This is a genomic window from Collimonas arenae, from assembly GCF_000786695.1.
GTDB classification, from domain to species: domain Bacteria; phylum Pseudomonadota; class Gammaproteobacteria; order Burkholderiales; family Burkholderiaceae_D; genus Collimonas; species Collimonas arenae_A.
The window spans coordinates 2,111,026-2,128,785 of sequence record NZ_CP009962.1; the positions used below are offsets into that span (position 1 = coordinate 2,111,026).

Consider the following 17,760-nt stretch of genomic DNA (forward strand, 5'->3'; position numbering starts at 1 on the left):
GTGGGAGCAGGATTTTTCGGATTGGTAATAGCCACTATTCGTGATGGCGAAGAGACGCCGAGGGGACGGTAACGACGTTCATATCGCTGGCCGCCCCGGCCTAGCTCGGTAGACTCAAATAGCTGGTTTAGATGCCGCTGGCTGCGAGTAAGTATGATCCGCAATCGGTTGTCCTGCTTTCGCTCCCATTTTCATGCGCGATGCGACGATCACCGATAGCAGGCAGCCACCGGCGAGATAAGCCGCCACCGCGTGCCATGTACCATCGACGCCAAGCAACGCGGTAGCAATAAATGGCGTGAAACCACCGCATACCACGCTTGCAAACTGGTAGCCGACACCGGCACCACTGTAGCGGTATTCCGCGCCGAAAAATTCGGTGAACAAGGGTTGCTGCACGCTGACCACCATGTCATGGGCAATGTTGGCGAGTAGCAGCGAAAAAATCACGATCCAGAAAACAGAGCGTGCTTCCAGCGCCAGGAAGAATGGGATCGCAGAAAGAAGGCCGATCAGCGCGCCGGTGACATATACCCGCTTTTGTCCAATGCGGTCGGCGGCTATTGCAAACACGGGAATCGTCACGCAACTGACTGCGCCGACCAGCAGGCCTATGTTCAGGAACAGATCGCGCGACATGCCCAGATTCGTGGTCGAGTAAGACAATGCAAAGGCGGTGACGATATACATCGTGAACATTTCCGCCATGCGCAGTGCGATGATCAGCAAGAAGCTCTTCGGATGCTTGCGCAATGCGGTAAGCACGGGGATTTTAACTTTGTGTTCACCATGCGCGCCGACCTTTTTTACGAACTCCTCGGACTCTTCCATGGTAGAGCGGATCCACAAGGCGATCAGCACCAGCACGATGCTGACCAGGAATGGCACGCGCCAGCCCCAGGACATGAACGCCTCGTTATCCAGCGTATGGACGAGAATGGACACAATGCCCGTCGCTAAAACCAGCCCCACGCCATAACCGACCTGTACGCCGCTGCTGTAAAACGCCTTTTTCCCCTCCGGTGCACTCTCGACAGCCATGAGTGCCGCGCCGCCCCATTCGCCGCCGACCGCAAAACCTTGCAATGCACGTAGCGTCACCAGTGCTAGCGGCGCATACCAGCCTATGCTGGCGTAGGTTGGCAGCAATCCAATCATTGCCGTTGATATTCCCATCATGAACACGGTGATCACCAGCATGCGTTTTCTGCCAAGCCGGTCTCCGAAATGCCCAAAGACGATGCCGCCGAGCGGACGAAACAGAAAGCCAACGCCGAACGTGGCGAATGCCGCCAGTGTGCCTGTTGTCGGGCTGGCAGCGGGAAAGAACTGCGTGTTGAATACGAGCGCAGCCGTGATGCCGTAGAGCAGGAAGTCGTACCAGTCGACCACCGCGCCGACGAAACTGCCTAGCGCAGCTTTGCGTGATCGACGATCAGCCTTGATTTGTTCCGTCGTAAGAATGTTCGATGTCTTCATTGAGTCTCCATTTTTATATGAGTATTTCATAGCCAGCAGTTTTTTATTTATGAAGAAGCGTAGCGATGGGGGAGGAAAAAAGCTATCGACCAATATCGTAAAGTGTGCGATAAACGCTCAATAACAGTTGATTAACGCACGTTTTTGCTATTTTAATGGATCAGAAAGAACTGAAAAAGCGCGATTGGATCGCGGGGCTCGACCGCGGACTGGCGATCCTGGAAGGCTTCGACAACAATTGCCCGCGGATGACCGCAACCCAGGCCGCGCAACGCACCGGGCTGACGCGTTCCGCCGCGCGCCGGTACCTGCTGACGCTTGAACATTTAGGTTATTTGTATAGCGATGGCAAGCAATTCGGCCTGACGCCCAGAGTGCTTAAGGTGGGATGGTCCTATTTCGATTCGGCGCAACTGCCCCGGATTCTGCTGCCATTTCTGCAGCGTGTGACTGCGGCGTTGAACGAATCCGTGTATGTCAGCGTGCTGGATAACTGGGAGCTGGTGTTCATCGCCAGAAATGGCGCGGCCCGTGTCATGACGACGGGCTTTGTCCTCGGCGCACGCATGGCGGCGCATCTGGCGTCCCCGGGAATCATGATGCTCGCGTTTGAACCGGAGGAAAAGGTCAGGGCATGGCTTGCGGCATCGGTCCTCACGCCATTTACTCCGTACACCATTACCGACGTCCAGCGTCTGTATGCCGAAGTGGAAAAGGCGCGCGCATTCGGTTATGCAGTGGTCGAGCAGCAGCTGCAAATCGGGGTGCGGGGCATTGCTTTACCGCTGAAGAATCGGAGCGGAGAGGTGATCGCCGCCATTAGTGTGAGCATCCCGATGGGAAGCGAAAGCCGCGAAGACGCATTGGCGCGCGTTCTGCCAATCTTGCAGGAGACGGCGAATACCTTGATTAACCATTTGTAGGTCGTTGTACCACTCCGGAGAAAATTTTGTCTCGAGAATTTCCTTCTTTTTCAGGCCTGTGTGCAATTCCTTAACCATGCCATCGCTATCATTTGCTTCAATCAAAGCAGCCGCACGAAAAAAATTGGCGTGCGGATTCGGCTGCGTTTCGCTGCCTGTTTTGTTGCAGCGCAGCTCGTCAATGATGCCGAAACCGGTATGCGTACGATGGAAAAATTCATTGGATCGATTGCAGCGCCAACACTACTATTTGCACTCATCGGGACCGTGTGTCGGCATTGCCATGGGCGCTTGATTGTTACCCTGGCGACGCTGCAATCTGATTTGACAGTTGCAAGGCATGCGTCGTGTCGCGACGATAAAAAAGGAGACCTGCAATGAAAAGACGAGATTTTCTGGGCTACGCCGTAGTGACTCCGTTGCTGACGGCTTGTGGCGTCGGTGGCAGCGACAGTGCTTCATCCGCAGCAGCGTCGAGCGCGAAGGCGTCCGCAGCAGCAGCGGCCGGCGCCAGCGGCAACCCGGTGTTCGCCAGCGGCGGCAATCACACGCTGTCGTGGAACACTAGCGGCAACTGGTTCATGGATGGTTCTGCGTTCCAGTTTTTCGGCGGCGAAATCCATCCGGCGCGTGTGCCGTCCCAATATTGGGATCACCGTATCAAGATGATCAAGGCGCTGGGCTGCAACACGATTTCGCTGTATGTCATGTGGAATTTCCACGAACTGTCCGACGGCACGTTCGATTTCACGTCGGCCGATAAAAACATCGGTCACTTCATCGACCTGTGCGCGCAAAATGGCATGTGGGTGCTGTTGCGTCCTGGTCCCTATGTGTGCGCCGAGTGGGATTTCGGCGGTTTGCCGCCGCGTATGCTGGCCGATCCGCAATTCAGGGATGGCTCCGGCAACCTGCAGATCCGCGGCAATTTCCCCAGCTACATGGCTGCCGTCAACAAGTGGAATACGGCGCTGTACAACAATGTGGTCAAAGGCCGCACCCTGTCTGCCGGCGGCCCGATCATGCTGGTGGCGGTGGAGAATGAATATACCTCCTGGTCGCCGGATGACGGCACCTATCCAAATGCGATTGCGCAGCAATGGACGGCGCTGGGCTATGCGGAAAAATTCTGTGTGTGCGATGGCTACGCCAGCGGCTTTAAGAACAACCATATCACCTTGCCGGCAAATACCGCCTACGGCATGACGGCGGACGGTTCCTCTGTCGCCAATTACGCGACTGCCGCCAGCAATTATGGCGTGGGTGCGTTTGGAGCGGAGTGCTACCCTGGCTGGATCTGTAACTGGGGTGATGCAAACCAGACGTTGCATGTCGGCGATTTTGTCAGCCAGATCACCGCGCTTACCAACGCAAAATGTTCTTTCGTGATGTACGTTGCCCATGGCGGCAGCAACTTCGGCTTCACGGCGGGCGGCAACGGCCTTTGTTACAAAGCATGCCAGCCGGTGATGACTTCTTATGATTACGGCGCTCCGGTGTCCGAATCGGGTGCGGCAAACCAGAATTTCTATCCTATCCAAGGGGCTTACGTCGCCAATGCTTCGTATAGCGTGCCGTTCTCTGCACTGCCTGCCGGTATCGCGCATATTGCAGACGGAGACGTGCCTGCGGTGACAAGCAGCCAGCTAAGCTATAGTCAATTCTTGCCTGGGATGACGCTCGGCATTCAGAATGCGCTGCCGCAAACCATTGAAGCGCTGGCCTTGGCCATGAACCAGAATCAACCTGCAAATGCTGGCATCTATCCTTCCGGGGTGGCGGTTTATCAGACTACCTTGCCGGCGGCCGGCGGCAACTTCAGCATTACTTTCGACCGCGCGCCCGATTACGCGCTGGCCTATGTCAATGGCGTGCGGATTCCCAATCTGCTGCTGAGCACGGTTGCGGATGGCAAAGTGCCGGCGCAGGTTACCTCGTTCAGTATCAGCAACGCCGCCGCCAGCGCCACGTTGAAAATAGTCTGCATGTCGTTTGGCCGCACCAACTACGGCACGGTGATGAACCAGGAGGGCAGGGGATTGTCCGGCAATGTATACGCCAACGGCGTCGCCTTGAGCAACTGGAGCATGACGCTGTCGCCGCTGTCGGCGAACCAGATCGCGGCGCTGACCTTCAGCGCGGCTACACCTGCCAGCGACCAGCCTTTCTTTGCCAAGGCCACGGTGAATATCTCCACGCCGCAAGACATGTATATCGACATGTCGGCCTGGAGCAGCGGCTACGTATTCGTTAATGGCCGCAATCTTGGACGCTACTGGACGGCGGCGGGTCCGCAAACACGGCTCTACTGCCCGGGAGTCTGGCTCAACAGCGGCGCCAATACCATCGTCGTATTCGAGTTCATCAAAGGCAGCGCGGGCAACCTGAGTTTTTACGGAGAAAGCGGTTTGCCGCTGAACGTCACCAGCCCGGTCAGCACGGCGGCAGTGCCGCCGCCAGTCGCCAACACTACTTACTTCCTGCAAAACGTTAACAGCGGCCTGTACCTGGATGTGTTGGCGGCGGTTGCCGGTTCGAGCTATACCTACCCAGGTTTGCAACCATTGAGCGCCGCCGCGACACAGGGCTGGACGGTGACCAACGATACCTCCGGCAACCTGAAGATCGCCAACGCCAGTACCGGTGCGGTGCTCGATGTGGCCAACAACAGCTCGACGGCGGGCTCTTCGGTCATCCTTTACAGCGCTAATGGCGGGGCCAACCAAAGCTGGCAAGCCAGCGGCGTCAGTAGCGGCGTCTATACCCTGACGGTCAAGCAAAGCCAGCTGCTGCTGGATGTCAATGGCGCATCCAAGGCGCCGACGTCGATCTCGTCGACTGGCTCGGTGGCAAACATCGTGGTCAATCCGGTCGACAATGCGAATCAGGAATGGCCATTTAGCCAGCAATGGCGTTTCATTCCCGCTTTGGTCAACAACGGCATCTATACGCTCACCAGCGCCCTGAGCAGCCTGATGCTGGGCGCTTACCAGGGTGGTACTGCCAACGGCACCCGGCTCGGGATTGCAGCCCCGACCGGCGGCCAGGAGCAGCAATGGCGCGTGACGATATCCAGCGGCGGCGTCTGGCAATTGACGAATATCAAAAGCGGCCTGGTCATGGATGTCACAGGACAGGGAACCGCCAATGGCACCGCGCTGGAAATCTGGCAGGGCAATGGCGGCGCCAACCAGCAGTTTGTGTTGGTGCCGCGGGCGGACGGCGTGAGCTTCGGGATCCGCGGCGTGCAGAGCGGACGGGTGATCGACGATAATAACTCCGGCACGTCGCCGACCAGCTACGGCAGCAGCAACGTGTCTGCCATCACACTGTGGGATGACAACGGCGGCGCCAATCAAAGCTGGAAATTTACCAAGGTCGGCTAGCCGGCGCACGGTGTAAATAGTGTGTTGGAAACCGGGGCGCTCGTCCCGGTTATCTTGGCTTCAACTGGCTCGCAGGCCGGGCCGTTAGGGGGCGTTGCGTCAGCAGCGGCCGGTTTCTTCCCTGCTTCACGCTTAATCCCGTCATCTTTGTCGCTTTACGGGGCGATAGCGTAGGAGCGCACAACGTTGTCGTTGCAAAATGCCGGATTTACGCTAATATACTGTATGCATGTACAGTAATTGGTGTTGTGATGTCAGACAATCAAACAAAGCGTCCGCCGCAGGTAATCAAATTCCATGGCCCCAGCGTGGTGCTGAAAGGCCGTGGGGCGACCAATAATATGCAGGGTCGTTATGAAATGGACCAGCGCGAGGATTTCGACGATGGTTGGGGCGCTGCTGAGGATGAGCTGTCTGAGGCGCCTCTTGTGCGGACGATAGTGACCGAGGAGCAGGCAAAAAGTATCCTGAGCCGTAATGTATCGCCGGATCTGCCGTTCAGCGTTTCCCTGAATCCGTATCGCGGTTGCGAACACGGTTGCATATATTGCTTTGCGCGGCCAACGCATAGTTATCTGGGGTTGTCGCCGGGGCTGGATTTCGAGAGCCGGATCTTTGCCAAGGTAAATGCGCCGCAAATTCTGGTGCGCGAGCTGGCCAGGCCGTCTTATGTGCCGTCGTCGATCGCTATCGGCGTCGCTACCGATGCTTATCAGCCATGCGAACGCGAGCTTGGGCTGACACGTCGCATCCTGCAGGTATTGCACGACTGCGAGCACCCGCTTGCGATGATTACCAAGTCGTCGCTGATCGAGCGCGATATTGATTTGCTGGCGGCGATGGCGGCCAAGAAGCAAGCGGTGGCTGCGGTCACTATTACCACGCTTGATCCGGCCATTGCGCGTACGCTGGAGCCGCGTGCTGCTGCGCCGGCGCGCCGCTTGCGGACCATTCGCGCTTTGGCAGATGCAGGCATCCCGGTCAGCGTCAGCATTGCGCCGATAATTCCTTTTATTAATGAGCCGGATCTGGAGCGGATCATCGAGGCGGCGGCGGATGCCGGCGCGGTGCGCGCCAATTATATCGTGTTGCGCTTGCCGTGGGAGGTGAATCCGTTGTTCCAGCAATGGCTGGAAGCGCATTTTCCGGATCGTGCGAAACGGGTCATGAACCATATCCGGGAGATGCGCGGCGGCGCGGATTACGATTCGGATTTCGGTACGCGCATGCGCGGCGAGGGTATCTGGGCGGATTTCTTACGGCAACGTTATGAGAAAGCCGTGGCGCGCTTCGGGTTGGTCCAGCGGGGATCGTTTTCGACGCTGGATGCCTCGCAATTCAAGCGTCCGCAACCGCCTTCAGTGCAGAAACCGAAGCTGCAGATGGATTTGTTTTAATGATCTCTTTAATACGGAGGTAGGGTGATATGGTGTCGGCGACAGCGGTTGGATACGAAAATGCTCGGAGAAATCGAATGGTGGATTATCGGGTTGAGTTGGCGTCGGCAAGCGATGTCGAGTCATTGGCTGAGGTGGAGCAGGCGGCAGCGACGCTGTTTCCTGAGCGGCTGCTGCCATTGCATTTGCGCGGCGAAACGATAGCGCGCGAAAAATTGCTGGCTGCGCAAGCGGCAGGCATGCTGTGGGTGGCAAAAGATGGGGCGCACACGGTGCTCGGGTTTGCCTGCGTCGCCATGCATGGCGCTGTCGCCAGCCTGTCGGAGCTCGATGTCTTGCCTGCCTATGGTGGCCAGGGTATCGGTAGCGCTTTGCTTGCGTCAATCATCGCGTGGGGAAAATCGCGCGGGATTCCGACCTTGTACCTGACGACGTTTCAAGAGTTTGCGCCAAGTCAGGCGTTATATCGCAAGTTCGGGTTTGTCACGCTGGGCGCGGTGCCGGATTTTCTGGCTGCCGCACTGAGGCAGGAAGTGGCGGCAGGGCTAGCGGACCGGATCGCCATGCGGCTGACTTTTTGCTGCAACAAAAGAGGGAAGCCGTGCCAGTTGCGTGACTGAGTTTGTTTGCAGCCTGTTTGTTGTTGAGCGGGAGGTGATTTGCAGGCGGCAGAGCGGTCGTCTCGGGATGTTTAAGACTGGCCCTTCAACAATACCAGCAATGCCCCGGAACCGCCTTCGGCGGCAGTAGCCTGGCAGAAGGCGAGCACTTCGTCCTTTTGCACCAGCCAGTTGCGCACCTTGGATTTCAGCACCGGTTCTTTATTGACTGAGCCCAAGCCCTTGCCGTGAATGATGCGCACGCAGCGCCAGCCGCGCTTGGCAGCCAGACGCAGGAATTCGGCCAGGGCTTCGCGTGCTTCTTCGCGCCGCAGGCCGTGCAAGTCGAGCTGCTGCTGGATCGTCCAGTGACCGCGTCGCAACTTGCGCATGACGTCAGGGCCGATGCCGCTGCGGGAAAAACTGAGCGTTTCGTCGGTGTCGAGCAGGGTTTCGATGTTGAAATCGTCCGACAGCGATTCCTCCAGCGCGGCTTGTTCGTCGACCATGTGCTGGCGCGCAATCGGCAACGGGCGCGGAGTGTCCGGTGTGAATTTGGGTGGTACGGCGAGTGGTTTGACGTTGCCGATGCTGCTGCGGAATATGTCGGCGTCGCGCCGTGCTTCCTGTTCGCGGCGTTTCGTTTCAGCCGCGGCGGCCTGACGTGCTTCGTCCTGCGCCTTGATTTCCTTGCGCAGCGATTTGAGAGCGCTGAAGTCTTTGATCGGGCCGGCCATGATGGATACGTCTGTTAGTAGTGGTAGGCGGCTGGGCTGCCAGCCGATGATCGCGATGGCATGCAGCTGTCGCGATCATCGGAGTAGAGCCTTAGTCTTCCAGGAAGCGTTGGGCGTCGAGTGCAGCCATGCAGCCTGTGCCGGCGCTGGTGATAGCCTGACGATAGATATGGTCTTGCACATCGCCGGCGGCAAATACACCCGGTACGCTGGTGGCGGTCGCCATGCCTTCGAGGCCGGTTTTGGTCTTGATGTAACCGTTGTGCATGTCCAGCTGGCCATCGAAAATGCCGGTGTTCGGTTTATGACCGATGGCGATGAAAACGCCATGCAGAGTGATCGGCGTGACGCTACCGTCGGCTGTCGATTTGATGTTGATGCCGGTAACGCCGCTGGCGTCGCCGGTGACTTCTTCCAGCGTGTGATTGTACTTGATCACGATCTTGCCTTCCGCTACCTTGGCGTTCAGGCGGTCGACCAGGATCGGTTCGGCGCGGAACTTGTCGCGGCGATGGATCAGGGTGACTTTGCTGGCGATGTTGGACAGGTATAGCGCTTCTTCGACCGCGGTATTGCCGCCGCCGACTACAGCGACTTCCTGGCCGCGATAGAAGAAACCGTCGCAGGTGGCGCAAGCGGAAACGCCTTTGCCCATGAAAGCTTCTTCCGACGGCAAGCCAAGGTACTGGGCCGAAGCGCCGGTGGCGATGATCAGGGCGTCGCAAGTGTATTCGCCATTGTCGCCGATCAGGCGAAATGGTTTTTCCGACAACTTGGTGGTGTGGATATGGTCGAAAATGATTTCGGTGTTGAACTCTTCCGCATGCTTGAGCAGGCGTTGCATCAGTTCAGGGCCTTGAACCCCATGCGGATCGCCAGGCCAGTTTTCGACATCGGTGGTGGTCATCAGCTGGCCGCCTTGCTCGACGCCGGTGATCAGCACCGGTTTCAGGTTGGCGCGCGCAGCGTAGACAGCAGCGCTGTAGCCGGCAGGTCCGGAACCGAGGATCAATACATGGGCGTGCTTGGCGGGTTTGGTAGTAGTCATGGAAGGCCTTAGGTAACAAATGTCGGGAGCGTCATGGGCTCGATGAATGCCGGTTTATGCTCGCTTGTGGCGGATAAATAGTCTGAATATCATCAAATTACGCTCAAAAACTCGGTAAGATTATAGTCGAGCTACTGGCTGCACGTGTGCGGCGCATCAAAATTCACAGTAGCCAAGCTTGTTTTTTTGAACATGTTTCAATTGGAAACATCAAACACTGGTTATATATATAGGTATTGGGTGCATAATTTCAACTTGCCATGGATGATTGGACCGCATTCAGTAATTTCAGTAATCAGTAATACTAGGCAGCAAGCATTGAGAAGCATCATATAAGCGACACTCAAGTAACACTCAAGCAGCATTGACCGGATTTATGACTAGAACAAGCCAAGCCTATACCCGCAATACCAAACAGCAAGAGAAGCAGCCCTTGCCGAGCCGTCTGGTTCGGCTCTTGTATGAGGCGCGCTGGATCATCTATGCGGTCATTACCTGCTATCTGATCATCATTCTTGCCAGTTACTCCAAATCCGACCGCGGCTGGTCGAGCTCTGGCTCGGGGCCGGTCCTGCACAACTGGGGCGGCCATGTCGGCGCCTACATGGCGGATTTGCTGCTATTCGTCTTCGGGGCATCCGCATGGTGGTGGTGCGCGCTGTTGCTGCGCACTTTGTGGCAAGGCTACCGCCGTATTTCGCATCGTTTTCTGGTGGCAAAAGACGCCGAGCCGGAACATCACCAGGAAGGCCTGATCCGGGGCGTGGGTTTTGTCCTGATTCTGATTGGCAGCATGGGCATCGAATACACCCGCATGTACTCGATGCACATGCAGTTGCCGCGTGCGCCGGGTGGGGTATTGGGGCAACTGATCGGCAGTGGCGCGCAAAATGCGCTTGGCTTTACCGGTGGCACTCTGTTCCTGCTGCTGCTGTTTGCTTTGGGCATCAGTCTGTTTTTCCACGTCTCCTGGCTGACCGTGGCGGAGCGTATCGGCGCCGGCATAGAAAACGGCGTGCTGTGGCTGAAGAATTTCTATATAGCCCGCCAGGATCGCAAGGTCGGGCAGGTTGCTGCCGTCAAGCGCGAAGAGGTGGTGGTGCAAGAGCGCGCCAAGATTGTGGTGGCGCCGCCAATCCGCATCGAACCGCAAGTCGTCGCCGTGCCGAAATCCGAGCGGGTCCAGAAGGAAAAGCAAACTGCTTTGTTTGAAGATCTACCCGACACCAATCTGCCGCCTTTGTCGCTGCTGGATGAAGCGCCGCCGGCGCAGCAGACCGTGAGCGTCGAGACGCTGGAGTTCACCAGTCGTCTGATCGAGAAAAAACTGTCCGATTTCGGTGTCCAGGTGACGGTGGTTGCGGCGCATCCGGGACCGGTCATTACGCGTTATGAAATCGAACCCGCGACAGGTGTCAAGGGTAGTCAGATTGTCGGCCTGGCGCGTGACTTGGCGCGTTCGTTGTCGCTGACGTCGATCCGCGTGGTGGAAGTGATCCCCGGCAAAATGTACATGGGCCTGGAGCTGCCGAATCCCAAGCGGCAGATCGTGCGCCTGACGGAAATCCTCAGTTCGAAGGTCTACAACGACGGTGTTTCCAGCCTGACTATCGCCCTCGGTAAAGATATCGCCGGTCATCCGGTGGTGGCGGACCTGGCCAAGATGCCGCACTTGCTGGTGGCGGGTACGACCGGCTCCGGTAAATCGGTGGGGATCAACGCCACCATCCTGTCCTTGCTCTACAAATCCGATCCGAACCAGGTGCGGCTGATCCTGATCGATCCGAAAATGCTGGAACTGTCGATCTACGAAGGCATCCCGCATCTGCTGGCGCCGGTGGTGACCGACATGCGCCAGGCCGGCCATGCGCTCAACTGGGCGGTCAACGAAATGGAGCGGCGCTACAAGCTGATGTCGAAGCTGGGCGTGCGTAACCTGGCGGGTTACAACCAGAAGATCATCGATGCGGACAAGCGTGAAGAGAAAATCCCGAATCCGTTCAGCCTGACGCCGGACGAGCCGGAACCGCTGGAGAAGCTGCCGACTATCGTCATCATCATCGACGAGCTGGCTGACCTCATGATGGTGGTTGGCAAGAAGGTGGAAGAGCTGATTGCGCGGATTGCGCAGAAAGCGCGTGCGGCCGGCATCCACTTGATTCTGGCTACACAGCGCCCATCTGTAGATGTGATCACCGGTTTGATCAAAGCTAACGTGCCGACCCGGATTGCGTTCCAGGTCAGCAGCAAGATCGACTCGCGCACGATTCTCGACCAGATGGGGGCGGAAGCGCTGCTGGGTATGGGCGACATGCTGTATATGCCGCCCGGCACCGGGCTGCCGATTCGCGTGCACGGAGCGTTTGTCTCGGATGAAGAAGTGCACCGGGTGGTCGATTACCTGAAGGAACAAGGCGAGCCGAATTATGTCGAAGGCATATTGGAAGGCGGCGTGCTGGAAGATGGCGTCGACGGCGCTATCGGCGGCGGTGCAGCCAGCGGCGGCACCGAGGGCGATGAATTATACGACCAGGCAGTTGCCGTAGTTCTCAAGAACCGGCGTGCTTCGATTTCCTTGGTGCAGCGCCACCTGCGCATCGGCTACAACCGTGCGGCGCGCTTGCTGGAGCAAATGGAAACAAGCGGACTGGTCTCAACCATGCAATCCAATGGCAACCGGGAAATCCTGGTGCCTGCGGGGAACAGCAACACGGAGTAAATATGCAAAAGAAAATTACCGCCAGCCTCATCGGCGCCAAGAAAAACAATTTGTTCGCCAAATTCAAATCGGGTCGCCTCATTGTCGGCCTGTCGTTAAGCATGGCGCTGTTGCCCTCGCTGGCCAATGCCAGCGCGCTGGAGCAGTTCAAATCCTTCGTCAGCAGCACGCACTCGGCCAAGGGAGAATTCTTCCAGCAACTGGTGAAAATTGACGCCGGCACCAAGACGCCGAAAGTCTCAAGCACATCGAGCGGTGTGTTTGTCTTCGCGCGGCCGGGCAAGTTTATCTGGACCTATCAAAAGCCATATGAACAGGTACTGCAGGCCGATGGGGACAAGTTGTTCATCTACGATAAAGACTTGAATCAAGTGACCACCAAGAGCCTGGGCAATGCGCTCGGTTCCTCACCGGCGGCCATTCTGTTCGGCAGCAACGACCTGGAAAAGAATTTCGTCTTGAAAGAAGGCCAGGCCAAGGATGGCATGGAGTGGCTGGAAGCGACGCCGAAAGCCAAGGATACGACGTTCGACCATATCGGCATCGGCTTGCGCGACGGCCTGCCGCAGGCGATGGAGTTGCGCGATTCGTTTGGTCAGGTGTCGCTGCTGACCTTCAAGAATTTCGTCAAGAATCCACCGCTGTCGGCTGAGCAGTTCAAGTTTGTCGTGCCCAAGGGCGCAGACGTATTGAATCAATAAGCCTGCGGGATGTCGCTTTGGAGCCTGGCGTTAGGCTCTCTAAGAGGCTGTCGCAAACACAAATGGCCAGGTGCTCCGACGAAGACAGTACGAGTAGTACGGCAAGGAGGGTGTAGCGGGGGTTTCAGACGACATTGTCGTCTGCCTGCGGAACGCCCCGGGCTTGCAAGCCCGGGCGCGCCCTGTAAGGGCAACAACGCCAGGTGTGTTTGCAACAGCTTCTAAGCCAGTTTCAGGAATTCCAGTTTGTTGGCGACTTTGCTCCAGCTTTCGTGGTCGGGCAAGGGCGCTTGCGAACGGGTGATTGGCTTCCAGTCGGGATGCACGGCCAGGCGGGCGTTGATATCGATGAAATGACGTTGTTCCTCGGGCAGGTCGATTTCATTGTAGATCGCGCCGACCGGACATTCCGGCACGCACATCGAGCAGTCGATGCAGTTGTCCGGAACGATGACCAGGAAATTCGGTCCTTGCCGGAAGCAATCCATAGGACAGACTTCGACGCAGTCGGTGTATTTGCACTGGATGCAGGAATCGGTGACGACAAAGGGCATGGCGGGCTGGGCCGGGTTAGGCCGTATCAGGTTTTCAGGGCTGCTTCGGGCTGGCCTCAAACGTAACGCAGGCGCTGGCGTCAAAATCGAGTGGGATTCTCTCACAATTGGGATAAATGCGGGATTAATACGGGATTAATACGTCATCGGATTTCACTTTTCAAACAAAGCACTCTTTTCACAGAATCATCCCATGTCAGACCTTTTCAAAGTAGAGCCCACTCCACCACTGGCTGAAGCGCTGCGTCCGGCAACCCTGGATGAAGTCATCGGACAAAGCCATTTGCTGGGGGAGGGCAAGCCATTACGGCTGGCGTTCGAATCCGGTAAGCCGCATTCCATGATCCTGTGGGGGCCGCCTGGGGTTGGCAAGACCACGCTGGCGCGCCTTACTGCGAATGCGTTCGACTGTGAATTTATCCCTCTCTCGGCGGTGTTTTCCGGCGTCAAAGATATCCGCGCCGCGATGGACCAGGCGCAGCAGTATCTGGCGCAGGGCAAGCATACGATCCTGTTCGTCGATGAAATCCACCGGTTCAACAAATCGCAGCAAGACGCCTTGCTACCCTATGCAGAATCCGGGCTGGTGACATTCATTGGCGCAACCACCGAGAATCCTTCGTTTGAAGTCAACTCGGCGTTGCTGTCGCGTGCGCAGGTGTATGTGCTGCAAGCCTTGACCGAGGATGAATTGAAGCAGTTGCTGGCGCGCGCCCAGCAGCGGGTGCTGTCGCACCTGCAGTTTGATGACGCCGCGGTCGATACCCTGATCGGCTATGCCGACGGCGACGCGCGCCGCTTGCTGAACCTGCTCGAGCAGAGTGGCAGCGCAATCAAGGCATCCGGCGTGACGCAGGTGACTGCTGCGTTCCTGGAAAACGCGCTGACCTTGAATTCGCGCCGTTTCGACAAGGGTGGGGACAATTTCTACGACCAGATTTCAGCCCTGCATAAATCGGTGCGCGGCTCTAGCCCGGACGGCGCGCTGTACTGGTTGTGCCGCATGCTGGATGGCGGCGCCGATCCCAAGTATTTGTCGCGCCGGATTATCCGCATGGCCTGGGAAGATATCGGCCTGGCTGATCCGCGTGCGATGCAAATCGCCACCGATGCTGCAGCCACCTTTGAGCGCCTTGGTTCTCCGGAAGGCGAGCTGGCGCTGGGGCAGGCGGTCATCTACCTGGCGATAGCCGCCAAGAGCAATGCAGGCTACAACGCTTTCAATCAAGCCATGGCGTTTGTCAAAAAGGATAAGTCGCGCGAGGTGCCGGTGCATCTGCGCAATGCGCCGACTAAATTGATGAAGGAACTCGGCTACGGCCACGAGTATCGCTATGCGCACAACGAGCCACATGCTTACGCTGCCGGCGAGACCTATTTGCCGGACGGTATGGATAATCCAGATTGGTATCAGCCCGTACCACGGGGGGTGGAAGCCAAGATTTCCGAGAAAATGCAATTTCTCAGAAGCCTCGACGACGACGCCAAGAATACATGACTGTCATAGTCTATTCAGGCCTAACATAGGTGCGATGGGCGAAATCGGCAAGAGATGTTTAATGGATAAACAAGTGCCTGGTCCGGACCAGTACATCTTAGATCGAGCGAGCGCAATGTCATCAGGCATCGCGACCTTGCCAATTCGTTCCAGGCTCCACCTTCCGTAAGTTAATACAAAACATTGTGGCGCCATGCGCCGTCACTTTTGTTCGCCGTCACAGTGACTGCTCCCCTCGATCATCTGTGCACAGTGCAGGCTTGCACGTCGAACGCGCCATTCCGCATCCGAACCGTAGCGGAGTTTCTCCGGTCGCTACGAATGCGCCATGCACCAAACATGTGCACGTTTGCAATCCATCCGGATTAATGTCAAAAAAATTCTTTCCATATGGCGCGCCATTTGAGGCGTCAATATCTGGCAATGGATTGCTGCGCTGCCATACTTTGTTTGTATTGCTTGAGGAAAAAGGAAAGGCATTTTCTATTCCAATATATTTTTTTGTTCTATCTATATACGATTTTTACGATAAGAAGAATGCATGGAAAAATCGGCGTTGCTGGCCTCGATATTGCTTCTGTTGATGGAGTGGAATGACTTGACGTATTTCCTGCCAGTAACCGTACCACCTCTCCATAGACAGCCTTGTCTAGTTGAATGTCCAGCGGATATTGCAAATGCAGGTAACAGTGGCGTTTCCCGTTTGCTGACTTGTTATTAGCAAGGTAAGGAAATGTTCAGATAATTAAATGTTTCGAGAAAATTATGTTGTTTTGCCAGTTTTGCATGGTTGACGTGCAGCACAAATTAGCCCTACATTTTGGTCTTGAATTAAGTAGAGCTAAAATTCAGTACGCGTCTTCAAGCAATGTTTTCGTTTTGCAAAGAGGCGTCGCAGGAGCGCCTGTACTAGAAAAAAGCCAAGCTGTTTTTGCGTATTTTTTAGCATTATTGATTTTCGGCTTTGCTTTGCCGATGGTTTTTGCAAAGCGCGTATCACGCCTGTATTTCACTCAGGAAGCTGTCAGCCATATGCCGGGAAATGCTGCGAAATAGCCACATAGGAGAGCTGCTTATGCCCAAGGTTGAGGCTACATCGATACAGTTGTTGTATGTTGAACATCATAACTGGCTGGTCGGCTGGTTGCGGCGGCGTCTCGGCAATTTCGACCACGCTGCGGATATTGCTCAGGATACTTTTGTGCGGGTGTTGCTGAAACCCGCGATCGATGTGATCGAGGAGCCGCGCGCTTACCTGACCGTTATCGCCAAAGGCCTGGTAGCCAATGCGCACCGGCGCGACGCCTTGGAGCGCGCTTATCTTGAGACCCTGGCGCAGATGCCTGAGGTGTTGGCGCCGTCGCTGGAATACCGGGCGATATTGCTCGAGACCTTGTTTGAAATTGACTCCATGCTGGACAACTTACCCTGCAAGGCGCGCAGCACCTTTTTGCTGTCGCAGCTGGAAGGCCTGACCTATGCGGAGATTGCCGAGCGCCTCAATATTTCAGTGAGAACTGTCAAGCGTCATATGGTGTTGGGTTTCGAACAATGCCTGATCTTTTCCCTGCCATGAGCGACACGCCAATCAATCCCGCGATTATTCGCGAGGCTGCAACCTGGCTGATGACATTGCACGGCGGCGAAGCTACCGAAGCCGATCAGCAAGCATGGCAGCGCTGGCGTTCGCGCAGTCCTGAGCATCAGCGGGCCTGGCTCTGTGCGCAAAAACTCAACGGCGCCTTCAGCGACATTCCGGCGGAACTGGGCATGCCGGTTCTCGACCGCGCAACACCGCGCCATCAACAGCGGCGTGCAGTGCTGAAAACGTTATCCGTACTTTTGACTGCCGCCCCGGTGGCATGGCTTGCCACCAGATTGCCATGGCAGGACTGGACTGCCGACTATCAGACCGGCACCGGCGAACAGCGCGATATCGCGCTGTCTGACGGCACCCAGCTGATGCTCAACACAGCCAGTTCGGTCGATGTCAAGTTCGACGCCAGCCAGCGCCTGGTGCGCTTGTATACCGGCGAAATGCTGGTGACTACGGGACGCGATAAGATGGCGCCGCCGCGGCCATTTATGGTGCAAACGCGTCATGGCATGCTGCGTGCGCTTGGCACCCGTTTCAATATCCGCCAGGAAGGCATGCGCAGTCATGTGGCGGTGCTTGAAGGCTCGGTCGAAATTGTGCCGCGGGCGTCCGTGGGTATGGCAGTGTTGGTCAAGGCAGGGCAGCAATGTGTGTTTACCGCCAACCGGGTTGAGCCTGTGCAGGCGGCCGACGACACGCTGGCGCTGTGGTCGCAAGGTGTGCTGGTAGCGGACAAAATGCGTCTTGCCGATTTCCTCGACGAGCTGGCGCGCTATCGCCATGGGCGGCTTAACTGCGATCCTGCGGTGGCCGATCAGCTTGTTTCCGGCGCCTTCCAGTTGAAAGATACGGACCAGGTGCTGTATTTGCTAAGCAAGGTATTGCCGGTGCGGATAGAAAAAATAAGCCGGTATTGGGTCACTGTGACTAAAGTCTAAGGTCTAAGGTCTAAGGGGTCGGTTGCGTATAGATATACGCGGTTCTTCATGGATTGGGAATTCGATGGGATATGGTCAGGCCCCTATCAATATCAAGGGTATGCCAGGCCGGCATTTCTGGTAGTTAACCGAGAAAGCAATGCGTATGGTTCTACAAAATTCTCGGCGACGTTTTTTTGATACA

Annotated in this window: 15 protein-coding genes; 11 read left to right on the forward strand and 4 right to left on the reverse strand. The window is 56.6% G+C overall.

The features are described 5' to 3' along the window. Positions 1-114 precede the first annotated feature (114 nt). On the reverse strand, positions 115-1,479 hold the full coding sequence (gene shiA, locus LT85_RS09515; protein ID WP_038487893.1) for a shikimate transporter: 1,365 nt from the start codon (positions 1,477-1,479) through the stop codon (positions 115-117). 155 nt (positions 1,480-1,634) lie between these two features. On the opposite strand from shiA, the gene LT85_RS09520 reads away from it, so the two are divergent. The 5 genes from LT85_RS09520 (at position 1,635) to LT85_RS09540 (ending at position 7,805) form a co-directional block, all read left to right on the forward strand. Continuing rightward, a complete protein-coding gene (locus LT85_RS09520) occupies positions 1,635-2,402 on the forward strand; it encodes an IclR family transcriptional regulator domain-containing protein (RefSeq protein WP_038487897.1) in 768 nt (255 codons plus the stop codon). A 60-nt stretch (positions 2,403-2,462) separates the two neighbouring features. After that, on the forward strand, positions 2,463-2,783 hold the full coding sequence (locus LT85_RS09525) for a hypothetical protein (RefSeq protein ID WP_038487899.1): 321 nt from the start codon (positions 2,463-2,465) through the stop codon (positions 2,781-2,783). Further along, the gene (locus LT85_RS09530; protein WP_038487902.1) at positions 2,780-5,788 is read left to right on the forward strand and encodes a beta-galactosidase; all 3,009 of its coding nucleotides are present in this window, start codon (positions 2,780-2,782) and stop codon (positions 5,786-5,788) included. The genes LT85_RS09525 and LT85_RS09530 overlap by 4 nt, the downstream gene beginning before the upstream one ends. A 251-nt stretch (positions 5,789-6,039) precedes the next feature. After that, positions 6,040-7,185, forward strand: a complete 1,146-nt coding sequence (locus tag LT85_RS09535; RefSeq protein ID WP_038487905.1) for a PA0069 family radical SAM protein — start codon at positions 6,040-6,042, stop codon at positions 7,183-7,185. Positions 7,186-7,262: 77 nt separating this feature from the next. Further along, positions 7,263-7,805 (forward strand): GNAT family N-acetyltransferase, encoded by a 543-nt coding sequence (locus tag LT85_RS09540; RefSeq protein WP_052134974.1) that lies wholly within the window; start codon positions 7,263-7,265, stop codon positions 7,803-7,805. 71 nt (positions 7,806-7,876) lie between these two features. Here LT85_RS09540 and LT85_RS09545 read toward each other — a convergent pair whose 3' ends face one another. Together LT85_RS09545 and trxB are read right to left on the reverse strand one after the other, a co-directional pair. Beyond that, positions 7,877-8,521 carry a Smr/MutS family protein gene (locus tag LT85_RS09545; RefSeq protein WP_038487908.1) on the reverse strand — a complete coding sequence of 215 codons (645 nt, stop codon included), beginning with the start codon at positions 8,519-8,521 and terminating at the stop codon, positions 7,877-7,879. 91 nt (positions 8,522-8,612) lie between these two features. Next, positions 8,613-9,569 carry a thioredoxin-disulfide reductase gene (trxB, locus tag LT85_RS09550; RefSeq protein ID WP_038487911.1) on the reverse strand — a complete coding sequence of 319 codons (957 nt, stop codon included), beginning with the start codon at positions 9,567-9,569 and terminating at the stop codon, positions 8,613-8,615. A gap of 376 nt (positions 9,570-9,945) precedes the next feature. On the opposite strand from trxB, the gene LT85_RS09555 reads away from it, so the two are divergent. Both LT85_RS09555 and lolA read left to right on the forward strand, forming a co-directional pair. Beyond that, entirely contained in the window at positions 9,946-12,288 is a 2,343-nt protein-coding gene (locus LT85_RS09555) for a DNA translocase FtsK (RefSeq protein ID WP_038487914.1), read from the forward strand. A gap of 101 nt (positions 12,289-12,389) precedes the next feature. Further along, a complete protein-coding gene (gene lolA, locus LT85_RS09560; protein ID WP_253273744.1) occupies positions 12,390-12,989 on the forward strand; it encodes an outer membrane lipoprotein chaperone LolA in 600 nt (199 codons plus the stop codon). A gap of 221 nt (positions 12,990-13,210) precedes the next feature. Here lolA and fdxA read toward each other — a convergent pair whose 3' ends face one another. Beyond that, entirely contained in the window at positions 13,211-13,543 is a 333-nt protein-coding gene (gene fdxA, locus LT85_RS09565; RefSeq protein ID WP_038487921.1) for a ferredoxin FdxA, read from the reverse strand. Between the two features lie 193 nt (positions 13,544-13,736). Between fdxA and LT85_RS09570 the strand changes: the two genes are divergently transcribed. The 4 genes from LT85_RS09570 to LT85_RS09585 all read left to right on the forward strand — a co-directional run bounded on the left by LT85_RS09570 (position 13,737) and on the right by LT85_RS09585 (position 17,576). Continuing rightward, positions 13,737-15,041, forward strand: coding sequence for a replication-associated recombination protein A (locus tag LT85_RS09570; RefSeq protein WP_038487923.1), 1,305 nt, complete (start codon positions 13,737-13,739; stop codon positions 15,039-15,041). Between the two features lie 786 nt (positions 15,042-15,827). Next, positions 15,828-16,097, forward strand: a complete 270-nt coding sequence (locus LT85_RS09575; protein ID WP_156117480.1) for a hypothetical protein — start codon at positions 15,828-15,830, stop codon at positions 16,095-16,097. Between the two features lie 19 nt (positions 16,098-16,116). Next, a complete protein-coding gene (locus tag LT85_RS09580; protein ID WP_038487929.1) occupies positions 16,117-16,617 on the forward strand; it encodes a sigma-70 family RNA polymerase sigma factor in 501 nt (166 codons plus the stop codon). Continuing rightward, the gene (locus tag LT85_RS09585) at positions 16,593-17,576 is read left to right on the forward strand and encodes a FecR domain-containing protein (RefSeq protein ID WP_253273706.1); all 984 of its coding nucleotides are present in this window, start codon (positions 16,593-16,595) and stop codon (positions 17,574-17,576) included. The genes LT85_RS09580 and LT85_RS09585 overlap by 25 nt, the downstream gene beginning before the upstream one ends. Positions 17,577-17,760 lie beyond the last annotated feature (184 nt).